The following is a 17,640-nucleotide window of genomic DNA, read 5'->3' on the forward strand; positions in this document are numbered from 1 at the left end:
ACCGCACCGCCGCGACCCCCAATCCAGGAGCCCGGAACCCGTGTACACGACGCTTGCGCTCGCACCCGAGTGGCTTTCCCCGGACTACCTGATCTCCGAATACGGCCTGATCGGCATCCTGGTCATCGTCTTCGCCGAATCGGGGCTCTTCGCCTTCCTGCCGGGCGACTCGCTGCTCTTCACGGCCGGCCTCCTGGTCGCCGACGGCAAGTACATCACCCAGCCGCTGTGGCTGGTCTGCACCCTGATCGTGGCCGCCGCCATCATCGGCGACCAGGTCGGCTACATGATCGGCAAGTTCTTCGGGCCGAAGCTCTTCAACCGGCCCAACTCCAAGCTCTTCAAGGCCGAGAACCTCGACAAGGCACACGAGTTCATGGACCGGCACGGCCCCAAGGCCATCGTGCTGGCCCGTTTCGTCCCGATCATCCGCACCTTCGCGCCGATGGTCGCGGGCGCCGGCTCGATGAAGTACCGCACGTTCCTGACGTACAACATCATCGGCGGCATCAGCTGGGGCGCGGGCGTCACGGTCGCGGGCTACTTCCTCGGCCAGATCGAGTTCATCAAGACCAACGTCGAGCCGATCCTCGTCCTGATCGTCCTGATCTCGGTCATCCCCGTGATCTTCGAGGTCCTCAAGGCCCGCAGGGAGTCCAAGAACGCCGCAGCCGCGGGCGACGGCACCGCCGCCCCCGGCGCCCCGGCCCCCCGCGGCCGCCACGCCAAGCGCTAGAAGCCCCCGTAGGCAGAGCGCAATCCGAGGTCAGAAGCCGCGCGTCCGCTTGGCCGCGCGGCGTTTGGCCGCCCCGGGGATGCGGATGAACAGCCGGGAGATCTCGGAGCCGAGGTTCACCCCGATCGCGATCGCCAGCGCCAGCGCGGCCGCGTTGATGAGCGAGCCGAGGCCCTTGTTCAGCTGGTTCTCGACGATCGCCAGCAGCCCGTAGTAGGTCGCCGAGCCCGGCAGCAGCGGGCCGATCGCCGCCGTCACGTACGGCAGCGCCGAATGGTGCCGGTAGCGCGAGAAGAGCTGGCCGAAGAGGCCCACCACGCCCGCCGCGACCGCCGTGGACGGCACCGGCGGGATCCCGCCCGCGTAGTGCATCGCCCCGAAGATCGACCAGGCCACCGCGCCGTTCAGGGTCACCATCAGCACCGTCGAGCGCTCCTGCTGGAGCAGGATCGCGAAGGTCGCCACCAGCACCATCGAGGCCGCGATCTGCACGGCCGGCCGCTCGGTGATCAGCAGGACGGAATCCGGATCCAGCGGCGGCCCCAGCTGGAGCCCCAGGTAGAGCACCACCAGCACGCCCATGATGATGCCGATGAAGAGGTACATGACCTCCAGCAGCCGGGCGGCGGCGGTGATGTAGTACCCGGTCAGCCCGTCCTGCACGGCCGCCACCAGGGCACGCCCGGGCAGCAGCGCGAACAGCCCGCCGGTGATCACGGCGGAGGCGCGCACGTCCGCGTGCATCAGGGACAGCGCCACCCCGATCGCGGCAGGGGGCATCGCGGCGACCACGAACTGGTAGAACTCCGGCAGCCCACGGCCCGCCGCCAGCCACGCCAGCCGGTCGCCCAGGATCGCGCCGAGCGCCGCCGCGAAGAACACCGGCACCCCGCCGCCGACCAGCGTCGAGGCCGCGCCCGCGAGCAGGCCGGCGGCCGCGGTCAGCACCCAGGTCGGGTACGGGTGACGGTTGCGGCGGATCTCCGCGAGGCGCCGGTACGCCTCCTCCAGCGAGATCTCCACCTCGGGAGCGCTGATGTCGGCCACCAGCCGGTACACCGCCGCCAGCCGGGTGTAGTCGGTGCCCCGGCGGCGCACCGTGCGGCTGGCCGTGACGGGGTCCGCGACCAGCGAGGGCTGGTGGGTGATCGACAGCATGGTGAACGTGACCGTCGGCTCGCAGCGGTCCAGCCCGTACGAGCGGCTGACGGCGAACATCGCCGCCTCCACGTCCTCGGCGCCCTCCCCGCCCGCGAGCAGCAGCTCCCCGATGCGCAGGGTGAGGTCGAGGACCCTGCCGACGGGCGGGCCGCTCTCGTCGGCCTTGACCGCGGTCTCGGGTACGGGCCGCTCGCCGACCGGCATCCGGAGCATGGTCCGCATCCGGTCCTGCCACGGCGACTCGGTCATCCGGGTGACCGGGAAGCTCTGCCCGGGGGTGTACGCGCCCGGCGACTGCTGGGCGCTGTAGGTGCTCGGCTGGACGAAAGCGGAAGCCCCTTCGGGCGGTGACGCCTCGCCCGGCGGGCCGGCCATCCCGGTCGGAACGGCGAATTCCGACGTCGGGTGGTCCTCCTCGGGCGGCGCGGCGGGAGCTACCCCGGACGGCGACGCGAACGCGCTCCGCGCCTCGTCGGACTTGGGCTTCCTGAGGTCTCGATCCTCAGCCCCCTCGGACTCCGCCACACCGCACTCCATCTGTCCAGGCCCGTGATCCAGTATGCGGAATCGTTTCGTCCGAGGTGCACCCGGAGGGGCACCCGTGTCAGGGGCGATCTCCGGGCCGCCGGATACGCCGACGGGCGGCACCCCGGTGAAGGAGTGCCGCCCGTCGGGAAGCGGAACCGTGCGCCGAAGCGCGGGGGCTCAGTGGCCGCCCTGCTCCTGCAGACGCTTGAAGGAGGCCTCGATCTCGGCCTCGGCCTCGGTGCGGCCGACCCAGTTCGCGCCCTCGACCGACTTGCCCGGCTCCAGGTCCTTGTAGACCTCGAAGAAGTGCTGGATCTCCAGGCGGTCGAACTCGGACACGTGGTGGATGTCGCGCAGGTGCTCGACACGCGGGTCGGACGCCGGGACGCACAGCAGCTTGTCGTCGCCGCCGGCCTCGTCGGTCATCCGGAACATGCCGATGGCGCGGCACTTGATCAGGCAGCCGGGGAAGGTCGGCTCGTCCAGGATCACCAGCGCGTCCAGCGGGTCGCCGTCCTCGCCGAGGGTGTTCTCGACGAAGCCGTAGTCGGCCGGGTAGCTGGTGGAGGTGAAGAGGCGACGGTCCAGGCGGATCCGGCCGGTCTCGTGGTCCACCTCGTACTTGTTCCGCGAACCCTTCGGGATCTCGATGGTGACGTCGAACTCCACGTCCTGCTCCTCCATGATCGGAATGCTTCGAGTGACAGCGCGTCCGCCCGGGGGCCGGGGTGCCATGCTCGCGGCAAGACGCAGTGGTTAAGTGTCCCTCACGCAATGGTGTGATCGCGAAAGGGGCTGGTCCGAGGTGCCATTGGTGAGGACGTGGCAGCTCGCCGCGGGGTCGGCGGTGGCCGGATTGGCCCTCGCGGCCGGGGCCGTGACCGCGGCCGGGCCCTGGGACTCGGGCCAGCGTAAGGCCGAGCGGGACTGGGCCGCCTCCCGGGGTCGCACGGGTGGCGCAGATCACGGACGGGGCGCCGGGAGGGCGGGCGAGCCCGCCGCCGCGCCGAGCGCCCCCGGCGTGCTGCCCGGCCTGCGCGCCCCCTCCCAGGACGCTGCCGAGCCCGCCACCGCCGCCGCACTCGGTGCGGCCCTGCGGCCGCTCCTCGCCGACCCCGCGCTCGGCCCCGCCCCCACCGCCTCCGTGGTGGACGTGGCCACCGGGCGGGTGCTCCACGCGGCCGGTCCGGCCAAGCCCATGACCCCGGCCTCCACGATCAAGATCGTCACCGCCGCGGCCGCACTGACCGCGCTGGGCCCCGACCACCGCATCGAGACCAAGGTCGTCGCGGACCCCGACGGCAAGGGCGTCGTCCTCGTCGGCGGCGGCGACCCCACGCTCACCGCCCGGCCCGGCCGCACCCAGGGCGCGAGCCTGCGCACCCTGGCGGCCGCGACCGCGAATTCCCTCAAGGCGCGCGGGACCACCCGGGTGACGCTCGGCTACGACACCTCGCTCTACTCGGGCCCGGCCCACCACCCCATCGGCCCCCGCAACGACAACATCGCCCCCGTCAGCGCCCTCATGGCCGACGAGGGCCGCCTCGACGCCTCCGACTCGGGCCGCGCGGACCGTACCCAGGAGCCCGCCCCCGACGCGGCCCGCACCTTCGCCCGGCTGCTGGGCAAGCAAGGCATCAAGGTCACCGGCGCCCCGGCCGCCCGCCGCGCCGCCGCGGGCCCGGCACTGGCGGCCGTGAGGTCCGCACCGCTCGCCGCGCTCGCCGAGCGGATGCTGACGCAGAGCGACAACGACATCGCCGAGGCCCTGGCCCGGCAGACGGCAATCGCCGCCGGACAGCCCGCGAGCTTCGAGGGCGGCGAGCGGGCCGTCACCGCCCAGCTCGCAAAACTCGGCGTACCGCTGGCGGGTACCCGGTTCGCGGACGGCAGCGGCCTCGGCCGGGCCGACCGGGTGACCGCCGGGCTGCTGACCACCCTCCTGGCCCGCGCCGCCGACCCGGCCCGCCCCGAGCTCCGCCCGGTCCTCACCGGCCTGCCGGTCGCCGGGTTCACCGGCACGCTCCGAAGCCGCTACGGCGACGAGGCCGCGGCCTCCGGCCTGGTCCGTGCCAAGACCGGCACCCTGAGCGGCGTGAACTCCCTCGCCGGCACGGTCGTCTCACCCGCCGGCAGGCTGCTCGCCTTCGCCTTCCTCGCCTCGGACACGGCGGGGGCGGAGACCGCCGAGCCCGCCCTCGACCGGCTGGCCGCGGCGGTCGCGACCGCCGGCTGAAGCGCCGGGCAAGCGCCGGGTGAGCCCCGGGAAGGCGCCTGGAAGCAGTCCCGCCGCCGTGCCACTGCGGCCGCTTCCCGGCCACCGGCCGCGAAATGGCCGTTCACGGGGCACCCCGCAGGGCCCCCGGTCCACGTACGGTTGACGCATGACGAGCATCGGTGGTGCTGCCTCGACAGGGATGGTCGACTGGAACCTCGCGGTGGCGACCGCGACCCGACTGGTACGGCCAGGCCCGGAGGTGAGCCGGGAAGAGGCCCGCGAGATCGTGGCCGAACTGCGCAAACACGCCAAGGCCGCGGAACGCCACGTACGGGCCTACACGCGGATGCTCCCCGAGGACCCCGACGGAACGGACGTGCACGACACCCCCGTGCTCGTCGTGGACCGGGCCGGCTGGGCCAAGGCGAACGTCGCCGGCTTCCGCGAGCTGCTCAAGCCGCTGCTCGGCAAGATGGAGGAGCGCCGCGGCACGGCCCCCGGCGGCGCCGTGCTCGGCGCGGTCGGCGGCAAGGTCACCGGTGTCGAGCTGGGCATGCTGCTCAGCTTCCTGGCCTCGCGCGTGCTCGGCCAGTACGAGACCTTCGCCCCCGCGAGCCGGGACCTGCCCGGCTCTCAGCACGGCGGCGGCCGGCTGCTCCTCGTCGCGCCGAACATCGTCCACGTCGAACGCGAGCTGGAGGTCGACCCGCACGACTTCCGCCTGTGGGTGTGCCTCCACGAGGAGACCCACCGGACCCAGTTCACCGCGGTGCCCTGGCTCCGCGACCACCTCGAAGGCGAGATCCAGGCGTTCCTGGGCGCCACCGAAATGGACCCGGCGACCGTGCTGGAGCGCCTGCGCGAGGCCGCCCAGTCCCTCGTCGGCGCCCGCCCCGAGGGCGAGGACGGCGAGGGCCGGTCCCTGGTCGAGCTCGTGCAGACCCCCGAGCAACGCGAGGTGCTCGGCCGCCTGACCGCCGTGATGTCCCTCCTGGAGGGCCACGCGGACTTCGTGATGGACGGCGTCGGCCCCGAGGTGGTGCCCTCCGTCGCCGACATCCGCGAGAAGTTCCAGAAGCGCCGGGCCAGCGGCGCGGGCCGGCTCGACGCCGCCCTGCGCAAGCTGCTCGGCCTCGACGCCAAGCTGCGCCAGTACCGGGACGGCGAGCGCTTCGTGAGCGCGGTCGTCGACCAGGTCGGCATGGACGGGTTCAACCGCGTCTGGACCTCGCCCAACACCCTGCCGACGAAGGCCGAGATCGCCCGCCCCGCCGACTGGATCGCCCGCGTGCACCGCAAGGCCGCCGCCCCCGGGGATTCCGGGGAGCCGACCCGCCCCGAGGAAGGTGAGGGCGAGGAATGATGCGGCGTGAGTGACGCATGGGGCTGATTGGTGTCTCTGTGAAGGCCCCAGCATCACCCATCCGAGGGACCGTGAGCCGTGGATAGGCGTGCGATGCTCAGGGAACGGCTCGGCTCTGTCACCATCGACGCACTCTGAGTGACGTCTCGCCGGTCCCGGCCCCCCGGGGCGGAACCGAGCGGCAGCACCCCGAGCGCACCCCCGAGCCACACCCCGAAGCCATACCCCCGAGGCATCCCAACTCCACCGAAGGGCACCGGACATGGGTCCCCATCCTGCGGTCGCAGCGATACGCCTGGCGGTCCGCCGCGTACTCCACGACGTCCTCACCGAGCTCACCGAACCCGGCCACCCCGCCGGTACCCCGGGCGCGAACGGCACCACCGACACGCGCCCCCTCGTACTCGTCGCCTGCTCCGGCGGCGCCGACTCGATGGCCCTCGCCTCCGCGCTCGCCTTCGAAGCCCCCAAACTGAACGTCCGCGCCGGCGGCGTCACCGTCGACCACGGCCTCCAGCCCGGCTCGGACCTGCGCGCCGCCGAGGTCGTCACCCGCATGACCGCGCTGCGCCTGGAACCGGTGGAGTCCGTCGCCGTACGCGTCGGCCGCGACGGCGGACCCGAGGCCGCCGCCCGCGACGCCCGCTACGCCGCCCTGGACGAGGCGGCCGAGCGGCTCGGCGCCGCCGCCGTCCTGCTCGGCCACACCCGCGACGACCAGGCCGAGACCGTCCTGCTCGGGCTCGCCCGCGGCTCCGGCATCCGCTCGCTCTCCGGCATGGCCGAGAAGTCCGGCGGCAGCGGGGGCACCGGCCGCTACCTGAGGCCGTTCCTGAACATCGACCGCCAGACCGCCCGCAAGGCCTGCATGGTCCAGTCCCTGCCCGTCTGGGACGACCCGCACAACACCGACCCCGCCTACACCCGCTCCCGGCTGCGCCACGAGGGACTGCCCGCCCTCGAGAAGGCCCTGGGCAAGGGAGTCGTCGAGGCGCTCGCCCGTACCGCCCAGCTCTCCCGGGACGACGCCGACGCGCTCGACGCCTGGGCCGCCCAGGCCGACGCGTCCGTACGCGACGACTCCGGCCAGCTGGAGTGCGCCAAGCTCTACGCCCTGCCCCCGGCCGTCCGCCGCCGGGTGCTGCGCAAGGCGGCCGTCGCGGCCGGCTCCCCGGCCGGCTCGCTGTTCGCCCGGCACATCGAGGAAGTGGACCGGCTCATCACCGGCTGGCGCGGCCAGGGAGCGATCAACCTGCCCGGCCGCGTCGAGGCCCGGCGGCAGGGTGGCAGACTTGTCATCCGGCAGGGCTGATGGTGCTGAAACACGGCTGAGTCCTCCGGGGCACCCCCGGAGCCCCGGCCGACAACGAAAGTGATGCGGGTGGACGAGAAGGACATGGGCAGCGACCTCCAGTCGGTGCTCATCACCAAGGAAGAGATCGACGCGAAGCTCGCCGAGCTGGCTGCGAAGATCGACACGGAGTACGCGGGCAAGGACCTGCTCATCGTCGGTGTCCTCAAGGGCGCCGTGATGGTGATGGCGGACCTGGCACGCGCCTTGTCCACCCCGCTCACCATGGACTGGATGGCGGTGTCCTCCTACGGTGCGGGCACCCAGTCCTCGGGCGTGGTCCGGATCCTCAAGGACCTGGACACCGACATCAAGGGCAAGCACGTCCTGATCGTCGAGGACATCATCGACTCCGGCCTCACGCTGTCCTGGCTGCTGTCGAACCTGGGCTCCCGCGAGCCGGCCTCCCTCGAGGTCGTCACGCTGCTGCGCAAGCCCGACGCCGCCAAGGTCGCCATCGACGTGAAGTGGGTCGGCTTCGACATCCCGAACGAGTTCGTCGTCGGCTACGGCCTCGACTACGCCGAGAAGTACCGCAACCTCCCGTTCGTCGGAACGCTCGCCCCGCACGTCTACGGCGGCTGAACCTCCGGCTGCGACGCCCCGGCGGCCCCGGCCGCCGGGGAACCCTTCGGGAATTCCCGCCGTTGGAGCAGGGGAAGGCGGGTTTGTCAGCCGTCCCACGAGGCCACGGGTGACAATGCAGGGGTACATTCCGTAGAACCGAAGAACAGTTCTTACTCACAGTCTCACTCAGAGCAGCATTTACCTACGGGCAGGAGGGACGGGGTGCTAGCCGCCCCGTATGGATGGACGTGAAGCGATACTTCCGTGGGCCGGTCATGTGGATCGTGCTGGCCGTCCTCGCCGTGGTCGTGTTGATGAATGTCGTTGGTTCGTCCGGCGGCTACAAGTCGGTGGACACCAGCAAGGTTCTGCACGCGATCAGCCAGAACCAGGTCGAGTCGGCGAAGCTGACCACCGGTGACTCCCAGATGATCAAGATCGAGCTGAAGGAAGGCCAGAAGCTCGACGACAAGGACAGCGGCAGCAAGTTCCAGGCGAACTACATCGGCGACCAGGGCGTCGACATCGCCAAGCAGCTCCAGGCCGCCTCCGACAGCGGCCAGATCCCGGACGGCTACTCCGTCTCTCCGGACAAGACGAACCCGTTCCTCGGCGTGCTGCTCTCGCTGCTGCCGTTCGTGCTCATCGTCGTCGTCTTCCTGTTCCTGATGAACCAGATGCAGGGCGGCGGCTCCCGGGTCATGAACTTCGGGAAGTCCAAGGCCAAGCTCATCACCAAGGACACCCCGAAGACGACCTTCGCCGACGTGGCGGGGTCCGACGAGGCCGTCGAGGAGCTCCACGAGATCAAGGAGTTCCTCCAGGAGCCGGCCAAGTTCCAGGCCGTCGGCGCCAAGATCCCGAAGGGCGTGCTGCTGTACGGCCCGCCCGGTACGGGCAAGACGCTGCTCGCGCGTGCCGTCGCGGGCGAGGCGGGCGTCCCCTTCTACTCGATCTCCGGTTCCGACTTCGTCGAGATGTTCGTCGGTGTCGGTGCCTCGCGTGTCCGCGACCTGTTCGAGCAGGCCAAGGCCAACGCCCCGGCGATCGTCTTCGTCGACGAGATCGACGCCGTCGGCCGGCACCGCGGTGCGGGTCTCGGCGGTGGCCACGACGAGCGCGAGCAGACCCTCAACCAGCTGCTCGTCGAGATGGACGGCTTCGACGTGAAGGGCGGCGTCATCCTGATCGCCGCCACGAACCGCCCGGACATCCTCGACCCGGCGCTCCTGCGCCCCGGCCGCTTCGACCGGCAGATCGCCGTCGACCGCCCGGACATGCAGGGCCGTCTGGAGATCCTCAAGGTCCACCAGAAGGGCAAGCCGGTCGCTCCGGACGTCGACCTCTCGGCCGTCGCCCGCCGCACCCCCGGCTTCACGGGTGCCGATCTCTCCAACGTGCTGAACGAGGCGGCCCTGCTGACCGCCCGCTCGGACAAGAAGCTGATCGACAACCACATGCTGGACGAGGCGATCGACCGTGTCGTGGCGGGCCCGCAGAAGCGGACCCGGATCATGTCGGACCGGGAAAAGAAGATCACCGCGTACCACGAGGGCGGACACGCCCTGGTCGCGGCGGCCTCCCCGAACTCCGACCCGGTCCACAAGATCACGATCCTGTCCCGTGGCCGGGCCCTGGGTTACACCATGGTCCTGCCCGACGAGGACAAGTACTCGACCACGCGCAACGAAATGCTCGACCAGCTGGCGTACATGCTGGGCGGGCGCGCGGCCGAGGAGCTGGTCTTCCACGACCCGACCACCGGCGCTGCGAACGACATCGAGAAGGCCACGGCAACGGCCCGCGCGATGGTCACGCAGTACGGCATGACCGAGCGCCTCGGCGCGATCAAGTTCGGCGGGGACAACACCGAGCCGTTCCTCGGGCGCGAGATGTCGCACCCGCGGGACTACTCGGAAGAGGTCGCCGCGCTGGTCGACGAAGAGGTCAAGAAGCTCATCGAGACGGCGCACAACGAGGCCTGGGAGATCCTGGTCGAGAACCGCGACGTCCTCGACAACCTCGTCCTCGCGCTGCTGGAGAAGGAGACGCTGGGCAAGGAGGAGATCGCCGAGGTCTTCTCGACCATCGTCAAGCGCCCGGCCCGCCCCGCGTGGACCGGCTCCTCCCGCCGCACCCCGTCGACCCGTCCGCCGGTGCTCTCCCCCAAGGAGCTGTCACTGACGAACGCCGCCAACGGCAGCCCGGCTCCGGTGACCACGGAAAAGGGTCTCGAGGTGGCCCCGGAGGACCGCCCCGAGGACTGATACCGGCCCTCACCGGCCCGGAATGGATGCCGCGCCCCCCAGGTTCTAGCCTGGGGGGCGCGGCACTTTCACGTGTCGGCGTGAGCAAAGACAGGAACGAGGCACACATGACCGACCCAGTGACTCTGGACGGCGAGGGCACGATCGGCGAGTTCGACGAGAAGCGAGCCGAGGCCGCCGTGCGTGAGCTCCTCATCGCGGTCGGCGAGGACCCGGACCGCGAGGGCCTCCTGGAGACCCCGGCCCGCGTGGCACGGGCGTACAAGGAGATATTCGCAGGCCTGCGCCAGCGCCCGGAGGAGGTGCTGACGACCACGTTCGACCTCGGCCACGACGAGATGGTCCTGGTCAAGGACATCGAGGTCCAGAGCACCTGTGAGCACCACCTCGTGGCCTTCCACGGCGTGGCCCACGTCGGGTACATCCCGTCCAACGACGGCAAGATCACCGGACTGTCGAAGCTGGCCCGCCTCGTGGACGTCTACGCCCGCCGGCCGCAGGTCCAGGAGCGCCTGACGACCCAGATCGCGGACTCCCTGATGGAGATCCTGGAGCCGCGCGGCGTCATCGTGGTCATCGAGTGCGAGCACATGTGCATGACCATGCGCGGTGTCCGCAAGCCCGGCGCCAAGACGATCACCTCGGCCGTCCGCGGCCAGCTCCGCGACGTCGCGACCCGCAACGAGGCCATGAGCCTGATCATGGCGCGCTGACGGCGGTACACCGGCAGGGCGGCACGGGCCCACGTTCCCGCCGGGGACCCCGCCCGGGACCTGGACGGGCGTGTCAGGCCCGGGCGCGGGCCTTGCCGGTGCCGTCCTCGTCCGGGTCCTCCGGGAGCTTGCAGACGCGCTCCAGGAACAGGGCGGCCGCGATCACGGCGGCCCCGGCGAGGACCGCGAAGCCGGCGTAGATGGCCTGGTCGCGGCGGGCCGGTACGTCCAGGCCGTCCAGCAGCAGGAACAGGCCCGTACCGCCGTACATGCCCGACACCAGGGCCGCGACCAGCGCGCTCGCCTGGCCGAAGACCACCGAACGGGCCGCCATCAGCGGCTCGACGCCCTTGGCGCCGGGCCGGCGCTCGCGCTGGGCCTTGAGGCGGGCGCGCAGGGACAGGGCCGTGGCCAGCAGGACCACGGCGATCACCGCGAGCACGATCGGAGCGGCCAGCGGCACCCCGGGCAGGGTGCCGTAGGCGTTCCACAGTCTGGCGCCCGCCCAGGACAGCACCCCGGCGATCACGAAGATGCCCGTGAGGACGCCCAGCCTCAGTTGCTTCACGTACCCGATCCCCGCTTTCTGCGCCACTGGCGGCTCACAGGTTAACGACTACTCGGGGAGGCGGAGTTCCAGGTCGGGGCGCGGCGTGACTCCGGCAGCGCCGAGGGCGGCGAGCAGGCCGGAGACGGCGCCGTGGCCGGGGAGCTGGGCCTCCGGGTCGACGTCGTGCCAGGGGGCCAGCACGAAGGCGCGCTGGTGGGCCCGCGGGTGCGGGAGGGTCAGCACGGGGTCGTCGGAGACCACGTCGGCGTACGCCACGATGTCCACGTCGATCGTGCGCGGTCCCCAGCGCTCCTCGCGGACCCGGTCGAAGGCCTCTTCGATGGCGTGGCCGCGCTCCAGGAGCGAGCTCGGGGGCAGGGTGGTCTTCACGACCACCACGGCGTTGAAGTACGAGGGCTGGGAGCCGGGGTCGACGCCCCACGGCTCGGTCTCGTACACGGGGGAGACGGCCTTGACCCGCAGGCCGGGGGTGTCCCCGAGGGCGTCGATGGCGCCCTGGAGGGTCTCCAGGCGGTTGCCGAGGTTCGCGCCGAGGGCGATCACCGCACGCCGGGGGTTGGACAGGGTCACGTCCGCCGCGTCCACCTGCTCGACGACGGATGCCGGTACCGGCTGGACGGTGGGGTCGCTCTGTGCGTTCAGTCCGTTGTTCATGCGCGGCTCCGGGTGATCGTGATGGTCACATCGTCGAAGGGCACCGTGATGGGTGCGTCCGGCTTGTGGACGACCACCTCGACCTCGGCGACCGCCTCGTGCTTGAGGCACTGCTGGGCGATCCGTTCGGCGAGGGTCTCGATCAGGTCCACGGGCTCGCCCTGGACCACGTCCACGACTTCCTCGGCCACCACGCCGTAGTGCACCGTCTTCGCCAGGTCGTCGTCGGCTGCCGCGGGGCGGGAGTCGATGTGCAGCACCAGGTCGACGATGAAGGTCTGGCCTTCCTCGCGCTCCCGGGGGAAGACGCCATGGTGCCCGCGGGCCTTGAGGCCGCGCAGCGCGACACGATCCACGCGAATCACTCCTGCTTTCGTAGGTACTTCCGGTTCCGGGGCTCCCCGGTCCCATGGGCCTACGCCGAGTGCGGTCGGCGTCGTCCTCCTTCGAATTTACCTGCGAGTTGCGGCGGCGGACGCCCAAGGGGTGGCCGCGGGGCGGTCGGCGCCTCGGGATCGCGTGTTCCCGGCCACAGCGGAGCGCAATCCTCCGGCGAGCCTCAGGTGCTCCTCCGGCAGGTCTCCGGCCGGAGCGCCGATCCTGCCGCGGCCGTTGCCGTGCCCCGTTCTCCCCGGGTTTTTTCAGGCGTCCGGCGAGTCCGGCGCGTCTTCGGCGTCGTCGGATTCCGTGAGGACGGGGGACCCGTGGTGCGACCAGATGCGCCATCCCCCGGGTGTGCGGCGGAACACATTGGTGGCGACGACCAGCTGGCCGACGAGCGGGCCGAGTTCCCCGCCGTCCTCGGCGGGGCCGCCGCTGAGGATGTTCTCGGTGCAGGTGACGACCGCGGCGTCCCCGATCACGGTGACCTTCGTGTCGGTCAGGAAGAACTGGATGTACTCGGTGTTCGCCATGATCAGCGCGTACGAGCGCAGCACCTCGCCGCGGCCGGAGAGCACCGGCCAGCCCGGGTGGACGCAGGAGATCTCGTCGTCCAGCCAGAGGGCGGACAGCTCGTCGAAATCACCGCGCTCCATGGCTTCGTAGAAGGCCGTGTTGGTCTGTTCGACGGTCTCGGCGTCGGTCTGCCTACGGGTCACGGGGCGGCGCCCTCGACGGCCCGCGCCACCCGGACGGCGTCGGCGGTGGCCCGTACCTCGTGCACCCGGACGGCCCAGGCGCCTTCGTGGGCGGCGATCGCGGAGACCGCGGCGGTCGCGGCGTCGCGCTCGCGGGCCGGCGGCGGGGTGCCGTCCGCGGCGCCGGCGAGGACCCGGCCCAGGAAGCGCTTGCGGGAGGCGGCGACCAGCAGCGGGCGGCCCAGCGCCCGCAGCTCGCGCAGGTGGGCCACGAGGGCGAGGTCGTGCTCGGCCTGCTTGGCGAAGCCCAGGCCCGGGTCCAGGACCAGGCGCTCGGGGGCGATGCCGCCCTCGATGACGGCCTCCATCCGGGCCCGGAGCTCGGCGGTGACCTCGGCGACCACGTCGTCGTAGACCGCCCGGCTGTTCATGTCGGCGCTGAAGCCGCGCCAGTGCATGACCACGAAGGGGACCTGTGCGGCGGCGACGGCCGGGATCATCGCGGGGTCCGCGAGGCCGCCGCTGACGTCGTTGACGAGGACGGCCCCGGCGGCCACCGCCTGCTCGGCGACGGCGGCCCGCATGGTGTCCACGGACACGGTGACGCCCTCGGAGGCCAGGCCGCGGACCACGGGGACGACCCGGCGCAGCTCCTCGTCGGCGTCGACGCGGCTGGCACCGGGGCGGGTGGACTCGCCGCCGACGTCGACCAGGTCCGCGCCCTGGGCGACCAGATCGAGGCCCCGCTTGACGGCCGCGGTGGTGTCGAAGAAGCGGCCGCCGTCGGAGAAGGAGTCCGGGGTGACGTTGACCACGCCCATCACCGCACAGCGGTCCCAGTCCGGCAGTCCCTCGACCCGGCCCCTGGAGCCGTCTGCACCGCGGAATGTGTTCATGGCTTCAAGGGTAGGGCCGGGGCCTTCGGGCTACGCCGCCTGGACCTCGCGTTCGACCGCGGGGGCCGGTACGGCGGCCGTGAGGGTGGCGTGGGCGCAGGGTCGTTCCTTCTTGGCCGGGCGGCTGTTGAACAGCCGCGGCAGGGCCAGCGTGACGAAGCCCTCGGCCTGCATGGCGGCGAAGCCGATGCGGGGCAGGTCGCCCGTGGTCCGGAAGACGACGAAGCGGGGCTCCCAGCGGGGGCGGAACTTCGCGTTGAACTTGTACAGCGACTCGATCTGGAACCAGCGGGACAGGAAGACGAGCAGCCCGCGCCACATGCGCAGGACGGGGCCGGCGCCGATCTTCTCGCCGCGGGCCAGGGCCGAGCGGAACATCGCGAAGTTCAGGGAGACCTTCTCGATCTCGAGCTGCGGGGCGGCCTGGAGGGCGGCGACGATCAGGAGCTCGTTCATGCCCGGGTCCGCGGCGCGGTCGCGGCGCATCAGGTCCAGGGACATGCCGTCCGGGCCCCACGGGACGAAGTGGAGGACGGCCTTGAGGTCGCCGTACGGGGAGGCGGGCGCTCCCTCTTCGTCGGTGCGGTGCGCGGTGGCGATGATGCAGTCCCCGTCGCCGGCCTCGCCGACCCGGCCGAGGGCCATGGAGAACCCGCGCTCGGTGTCGGTGCCGCGCCAGGCGGCCGCGGCGGCCCGTACGTGCTCCAGCTCGGTCGCGTCGAGCTCGCTGACCCGGCGGACCTTGGTGGTGTAGCCGTTGCGCTCGATGCGCTTGACCATCTGGCGGACGTTGCGCATGGCGCGGCCGCTGAGGGAGAAGTCCGCGACGTCGACGATCGCCTCGTCGCCCAGCTCCAGGGCGTCGAGCCCGGTCTCGCGGGTCCAGACCTCGCCGCCGGTCTCGCTGCAGCCCATGACGGCGGGCGTCCAGGAGTGGGCCCTGGCCTCGTCCATGAACCGTTCGATGGCGCCCGGCCAGGCCTCGACGTCGCCGATGGGGTCGCCGGAGGCGAGCATGACGCCGGAGACGACGCGGTAGGTGACGGCCGCCTTGCCGCTGGGGGAGAAGACGACGGCCTTGTCGTGGCGCAGGGCGAAGTGGCCCAGGGAGTCGCGGCCGCCGTGCCGGGCGAGCAGCTCGCGCAGCCGCACCTCGTCCTCGGCGGTGAGCCGGGCGGCCGGGTGCTCGGGACGGAAGGCCAGGTAGATGGTGGTGAGCGCGGTCAGCATGCCGAGGGCGCCGAGGGAGTAGCCGACGGTCCAGGACACCCGGCCGGCGTAGTCGACGGGGCCCTCGAAGCCGAAGAGCCCGTACACGACGTGCGTGATCTGCTCCGCGATGCCGGGGTCGCCGAGCACGCGCCGCGGGTGGCTGTTGACGATGACCAGGCCGAGGCCGATGGAGCCGGCGCTCATCAGGACGAAGTTGGCGAGGGCCTTCCAGCGGCTGCGCGGGTCGGGCAGCGCGTCGAATTCCTTCTGGTGGCGAAGGAGCAGTGCGAGCAGCGCGGCCGCGATGACCATGCCCAGGATCGAGTGCCGGTACGTGAACTGCGCCACGGCGCCGGCGGGCAGCAGGATGACCGCGGCCCGCCAGGCACGGCGCTTGCGGCGCTTGAGCCCGTGGGCGAGCAGCAGCAGTAGGACGCCGGCGCTCAGCGCGAGGGCCGCGGCGAAGGGGCCCACCGAGCCGGGCAGCACTTCGGTGACGGCGTGGATGCGGCTGTGACGGAAACGGGGGAAGACACCCGCCGCGATGTCCAGCAGCCCGACGACGGCCACCGCCGTACCGACGAGCCGGGGCACCGACTCGGGTCGTGGCCCGCGGAGGATGCGGCGGGCCTTGTTCGGAACCTGTCCCGACTTATCGCCATCTATCCTGCTAGACATCGCTTCCCGTGCTCCGTGAGTGATCCTGTGGCCGAGGTGCCACAGCGGCATCCGGACATGTGCGACCACTAGGACGGCGCGGAAGGGAAGCGGGTTCACTGTTTTCGAAGAAAAAACTCATCCTGCCTCGTCCCGCCACCAAGAAAGTCACTGACTGCTCATGGGTCTCACCAGCAATACGGTCCTGGCGCTGGCCATCGTCGCCGGTGTGCTGCTCTTCGCAGCCACGGTCTGGTTCTGGCCCCGGCTGGCGGGCCGGTCCTGGCGTGCCGTGCTCGGAAGGGTCGGTCTCCTGCTCGCGACCCAGCTGGCCCTGTTCTCCGCCGTGGGCCTCGGGGCGAACAAATCCTTCCTCTTCTACGGTTCGTGGGCCGACCTCTTCGGCCAGGAGACCGAGATGGGCGTCGTGGTCGACCATTCGGCCGGCAGCAAGGACATCAAGGTCGTCGGCACCCAGAAGCTGGACGTGCCGGGCGGTGCGAAGCCCGCGGTCGGCGGTGAGATCCAGAAGGTGGTGCTGGCCGGCCAGCAGTCGAAGATAACCAGCCCCGCTTACGTGTACCTGCCGCCGGAGTACTTCCAGCCGCAGTACGCGAAGCGGAACTTCCCCGCGGCAGTCGTCCTGACGGGATTTCCCGGCATGGCGGAGAACCTGATCAAAGGGCTGAACTACCCGATCACGGCCTACAAGCAGGTCAAGGCGGGAAAGATGCAGCCGATGATCCTCGTGATGATGCGGCCCACCGTCGCGGGCGGCCGTGACACCGAGTGCGTGGACATCCCCGACGGCCCGCAGACCGAGACGTTCTTCGCCAAGGACGTCCCGCAGGCGGTCCGCGAGACCTACCGGGTCGGCGACAAGCCGCAGAACCTGGCCTTCGTCGGCAACTCCACCGGCGGCTACTGCGCGCTGAAGATGGGCATCCACCACCCCGGGACCTTCGGTGCGGCCGTGGGCCTGTCGGCGTACTACATGGCGGCGGACGACCCGACCACCGGTGACCTCTTCCACGGCGACAAGGCCCTGAAGGCGCGGGCCGACCTGCTGCGCAGCCTCAAGGAGAAGACGCCGTCGAAGACGTCGTTCCTGGTGACGACGAGCAAGAAGGGCGAGGACAACCTGCGCCCGACGAAGCGGTTCATCGCGGACGTGAAGTCCCCCGACCGCGTCTCCTCGATCGTCCTCGACAGCGGCGGCCACAACTTCAACACCTGGCGCCGTGAGATCCCGCCGATGCTGGTGTGGCTGAGCGGCCGCATCCAGGCCTGACCGGGCCGGCGGGTCCGGGCGGTCGCGGCAGGATCCGGCCGACCGGCTTGATCGACACCCCCCATCTCCCTTCCTGAAGCGATGCGTGACAATGCGTCAGCACACATCGCCATGCACGCATGCCACGTGCAGGACAGGTACGGGGGAGTACACGGGTGGGACCCATATCGAGAGCGGGGGCGGCCGTCGTGGCCGCCGCCGTGGCCGGAACGCTGCTGGCGGGCACGCCCGCGGGAGCGGCGCCGGAGCAGCGGACCGGGGGGGGGGGGGGGGGGGGGGGGCCGCAGGGGGGGGGGGGGGGGGTCCCAATGATCCCCAGCTACCATGTGGGCGTCGCCACGAGCGGATCGGTCGTCCGGTTGGTTCTTGGAGAGGG

At 71.5% G+C, this 17,640-nt stretch carries 15 protein-coding genes and 1 pseudogene; 8 read left to right on the forward strand and 8 right to left on the reverse strand.

All coding sequences use genetic code 11. The features are described from left to right. Positions 1-40 precede the first annotated feature (40 nt). Positions 41-679: pseudogene (locus ACZ7H1_RS16230) on the forward strand (VTT domain-containing protein); the annotation flags it as partial. Between the two features lie 87 nt (positions 680-766). On the opposite strand, the gene ACZ7H1_RS16235 reads toward ACZ7H1_RS16230, so the two are convergent. Both ACZ7H1_RS16235 and ACZ7H1_RS16240 read right to left on the reverse strand, forming a co-directional pair. After that, entirely contained in the window at positions 767-2,422 is a 1,656-nt protein-coding gene (locus tag ACZ7H1_RS16235) for a threonine/serine exporter family protein (RefSeq protein WP_470787194.1), read from the reverse strand. A gap of 180 nt (positions 2,423-2,602) precedes the next feature. Next, on the reverse strand, positions 2,603-3,094 hold the full coding sequence (locus tag ACZ7H1_RS16240) for an inorganic diphosphatase (RefSeq protein WP_470787315.1): 492 nt from the start codon (positions 3,092-3,094) through the stop codon (positions 2,603-2,605). A 136-nt stretch (positions 3,095-3,230) separates the two neighbouring features. Between ACZ7H1_RS16240 and dacB the strand changes: the two genes are divergently transcribed. The 6 genes from dacB (at position 3,231) to folE (ending at position 10,904) form a co-directional block, all read left to right on the forward strand. Further along, positions 3,231-4,661, forward strand: a complete 1,431-nt coding sequence (gene dacB / locus ACZ7H1_RS16245) for a D-alanyl-D-alanine carboxypeptidase/D-alanyl-D-alanine endopeptidase (RefSeq protein ID WP_470787196.1) — start codon at positions 3,231-3,233, stop codon at positions 4,659-4,661. A 148-nt stretch (positions 4,662-4,809) separates the two neighbouring features. Next, positions 4,810-6,006 carry a zinc-dependent metalloprotease gene (locus tag ACZ7H1_RS16250; RefSeq protein WP_470787197.1) on the forward strand — a complete coding sequence of 399 codons (1,197 nt, stop codon included), beginning with the start codon at positions 4,810-4,812 and terminating at the stop codon, positions 6,004-6,006. Positions 6,007-6,268: 262 nt separating this feature from the next. Beyond that, a complete protein-coding gene (tilS, locus tag ACZ7H1_RS16255) occupies positions 6,269-7,318 on the forward strand; it encodes a tRNA lysidine(34) synthetase TilS (RefSeq protein WP_470787199.1) in 1,050 nt (349 codons plus the stop codon). Between the two features lie 63 nt (positions 7,319-7,381). After that, entirely contained in the window at positions 7,382-7,942 is a 561-nt protein-coding gene (hpt, locus tag ACZ7H1_RS16260) for a hypoxanthine phosphoribosyltransferase (protein WP_470787200.1), read from the forward strand. A 224-nt stretch (positions 7,943-8,166) separates the two neighbouring features. Further along, complete coding sequence (ftsH, locus tag ACZ7H1_RS16265) at positions 8,167-10,191, forward strand: ATP-dependent zinc metalloprotease FtsH (RefSeq protein WP_470787201.1); 2,025 nt, start codon at positions 8,167-8,169, stop codon at positions 10,189-10,191. A gap of 107 nt (positions 10,192-10,298) precedes the next feature. Further along, the gene (folE, locus tag ACZ7H1_RS16270) at positions 10,299-10,904 is read left to right on the forward strand and encodes a GTP cyclohydrolase I FolE (protein WP_470787202.1); all 606 of its coding nucleotides are present in this window, start codon (positions 10,299-10,301) and stop codon (positions 10,902-10,904) included. 73 nt (positions 10,905-10,977) lie between these two features. On the opposite strand, the gene ACZ7H1_RS16275 is transcribed toward folE, so the two are convergent. The 6 genes from ACZ7H1_RS16275 to ACZ7H1_RS16300 form a co-directional block, all read right to left on the reverse strand. Further along, entirely contained in the window at positions 10,978-11,472 is a 495-nt protein-coding gene (locus tag ACZ7H1_RS16275) for a DUF3180 domain-containing protein (protein WP_470787204.1), read from the reverse strand. Positions 11,473-11,520: 48 nt separating this feature from the next. Continuing rightward, a complete protein-coding gene (folK, locus tag ACZ7H1_RS16280) occupies positions 11,521-12,129 on the reverse strand; it encodes a 2-amino-4-hydroxy-6-hydroxymethyldihydropteridine diphosphokinase (RefSeq protein ID WP_470787206.1) in 609 nt (202 codons plus the stop codon). Then, complete coding sequence (gene folB, locus ACZ7H1_RS16285) at positions 12,126-12,485, reverse strand: dihydroneopterin aldolase (protein ID WP_361909351.1); 360 nt, start codon at positions 12,483-12,485, stop codon at positions 12,126-12,128. Before folB ends, folK begins: the two co-directional genes overlap by 4 nt. Before the next feature lie 285 nt (positions 12,486-12,770). After that, positions 12,771-13,229 carry a nuclear transport factor 2 family protein gene (locus tag ACZ7H1_RS16290; RefSeq protein WP_470787208.1) on the reverse strand — a complete coding sequence of 153 codons (459 nt, stop codon included), beginning with the start codon at positions 13,227-13,229 and terminating at the stop codon, positions 12,771-12,773. Further along, positions 13,226-14,104: a dihydropteroate synthase gene (gene folP, locus ACZ7H1_RS16295; protein WP_470787209.1), complete on the reverse strand. Its 879-nt coding sequence runs from the start codon at positions 14,102-14,104 to the stop codon at positions 13,226-13,228. Before folP ends, ACZ7H1_RS16290 begins: the two co-directional genes overlap by 4 nt. Positions 14,105-14,134: 30 nt before the next feature. Next, positions 14,135-15,994 carry a phosphatidylglycerol lysyltransferase domain-containing protein gene (locus ACZ7H1_RS16300; RefSeq protein ID WP_470787211.1) on the reverse strand — a complete coding sequence of 620 codons (1,860 nt, stop codon included), beginning with the start codon at positions 15,992-15,994 and terminating at the stop codon, positions 14,135-14,137. Between the two features lie 160 nt (positions 15,995-16,154). Between ACZ7H1_RS16300 and ACZ7H1_RS16305 the strand changes: the two genes are divergently transcribed. Beyond that, entirely contained in the window at positions 16,155-17,264 is a 1,110-nt protein-coding gene (locus ACZ7H1_RS16305; protein ID WP_470787213.1) for an alpha/beta hydrolase, read from the forward strand. The last annotated feature ends 376 nt before the right edge of the window (positions 17,265-17,640 follow it).

The organism is Streptomyces sp. NPDC037401, assembly GCF_055602345.1.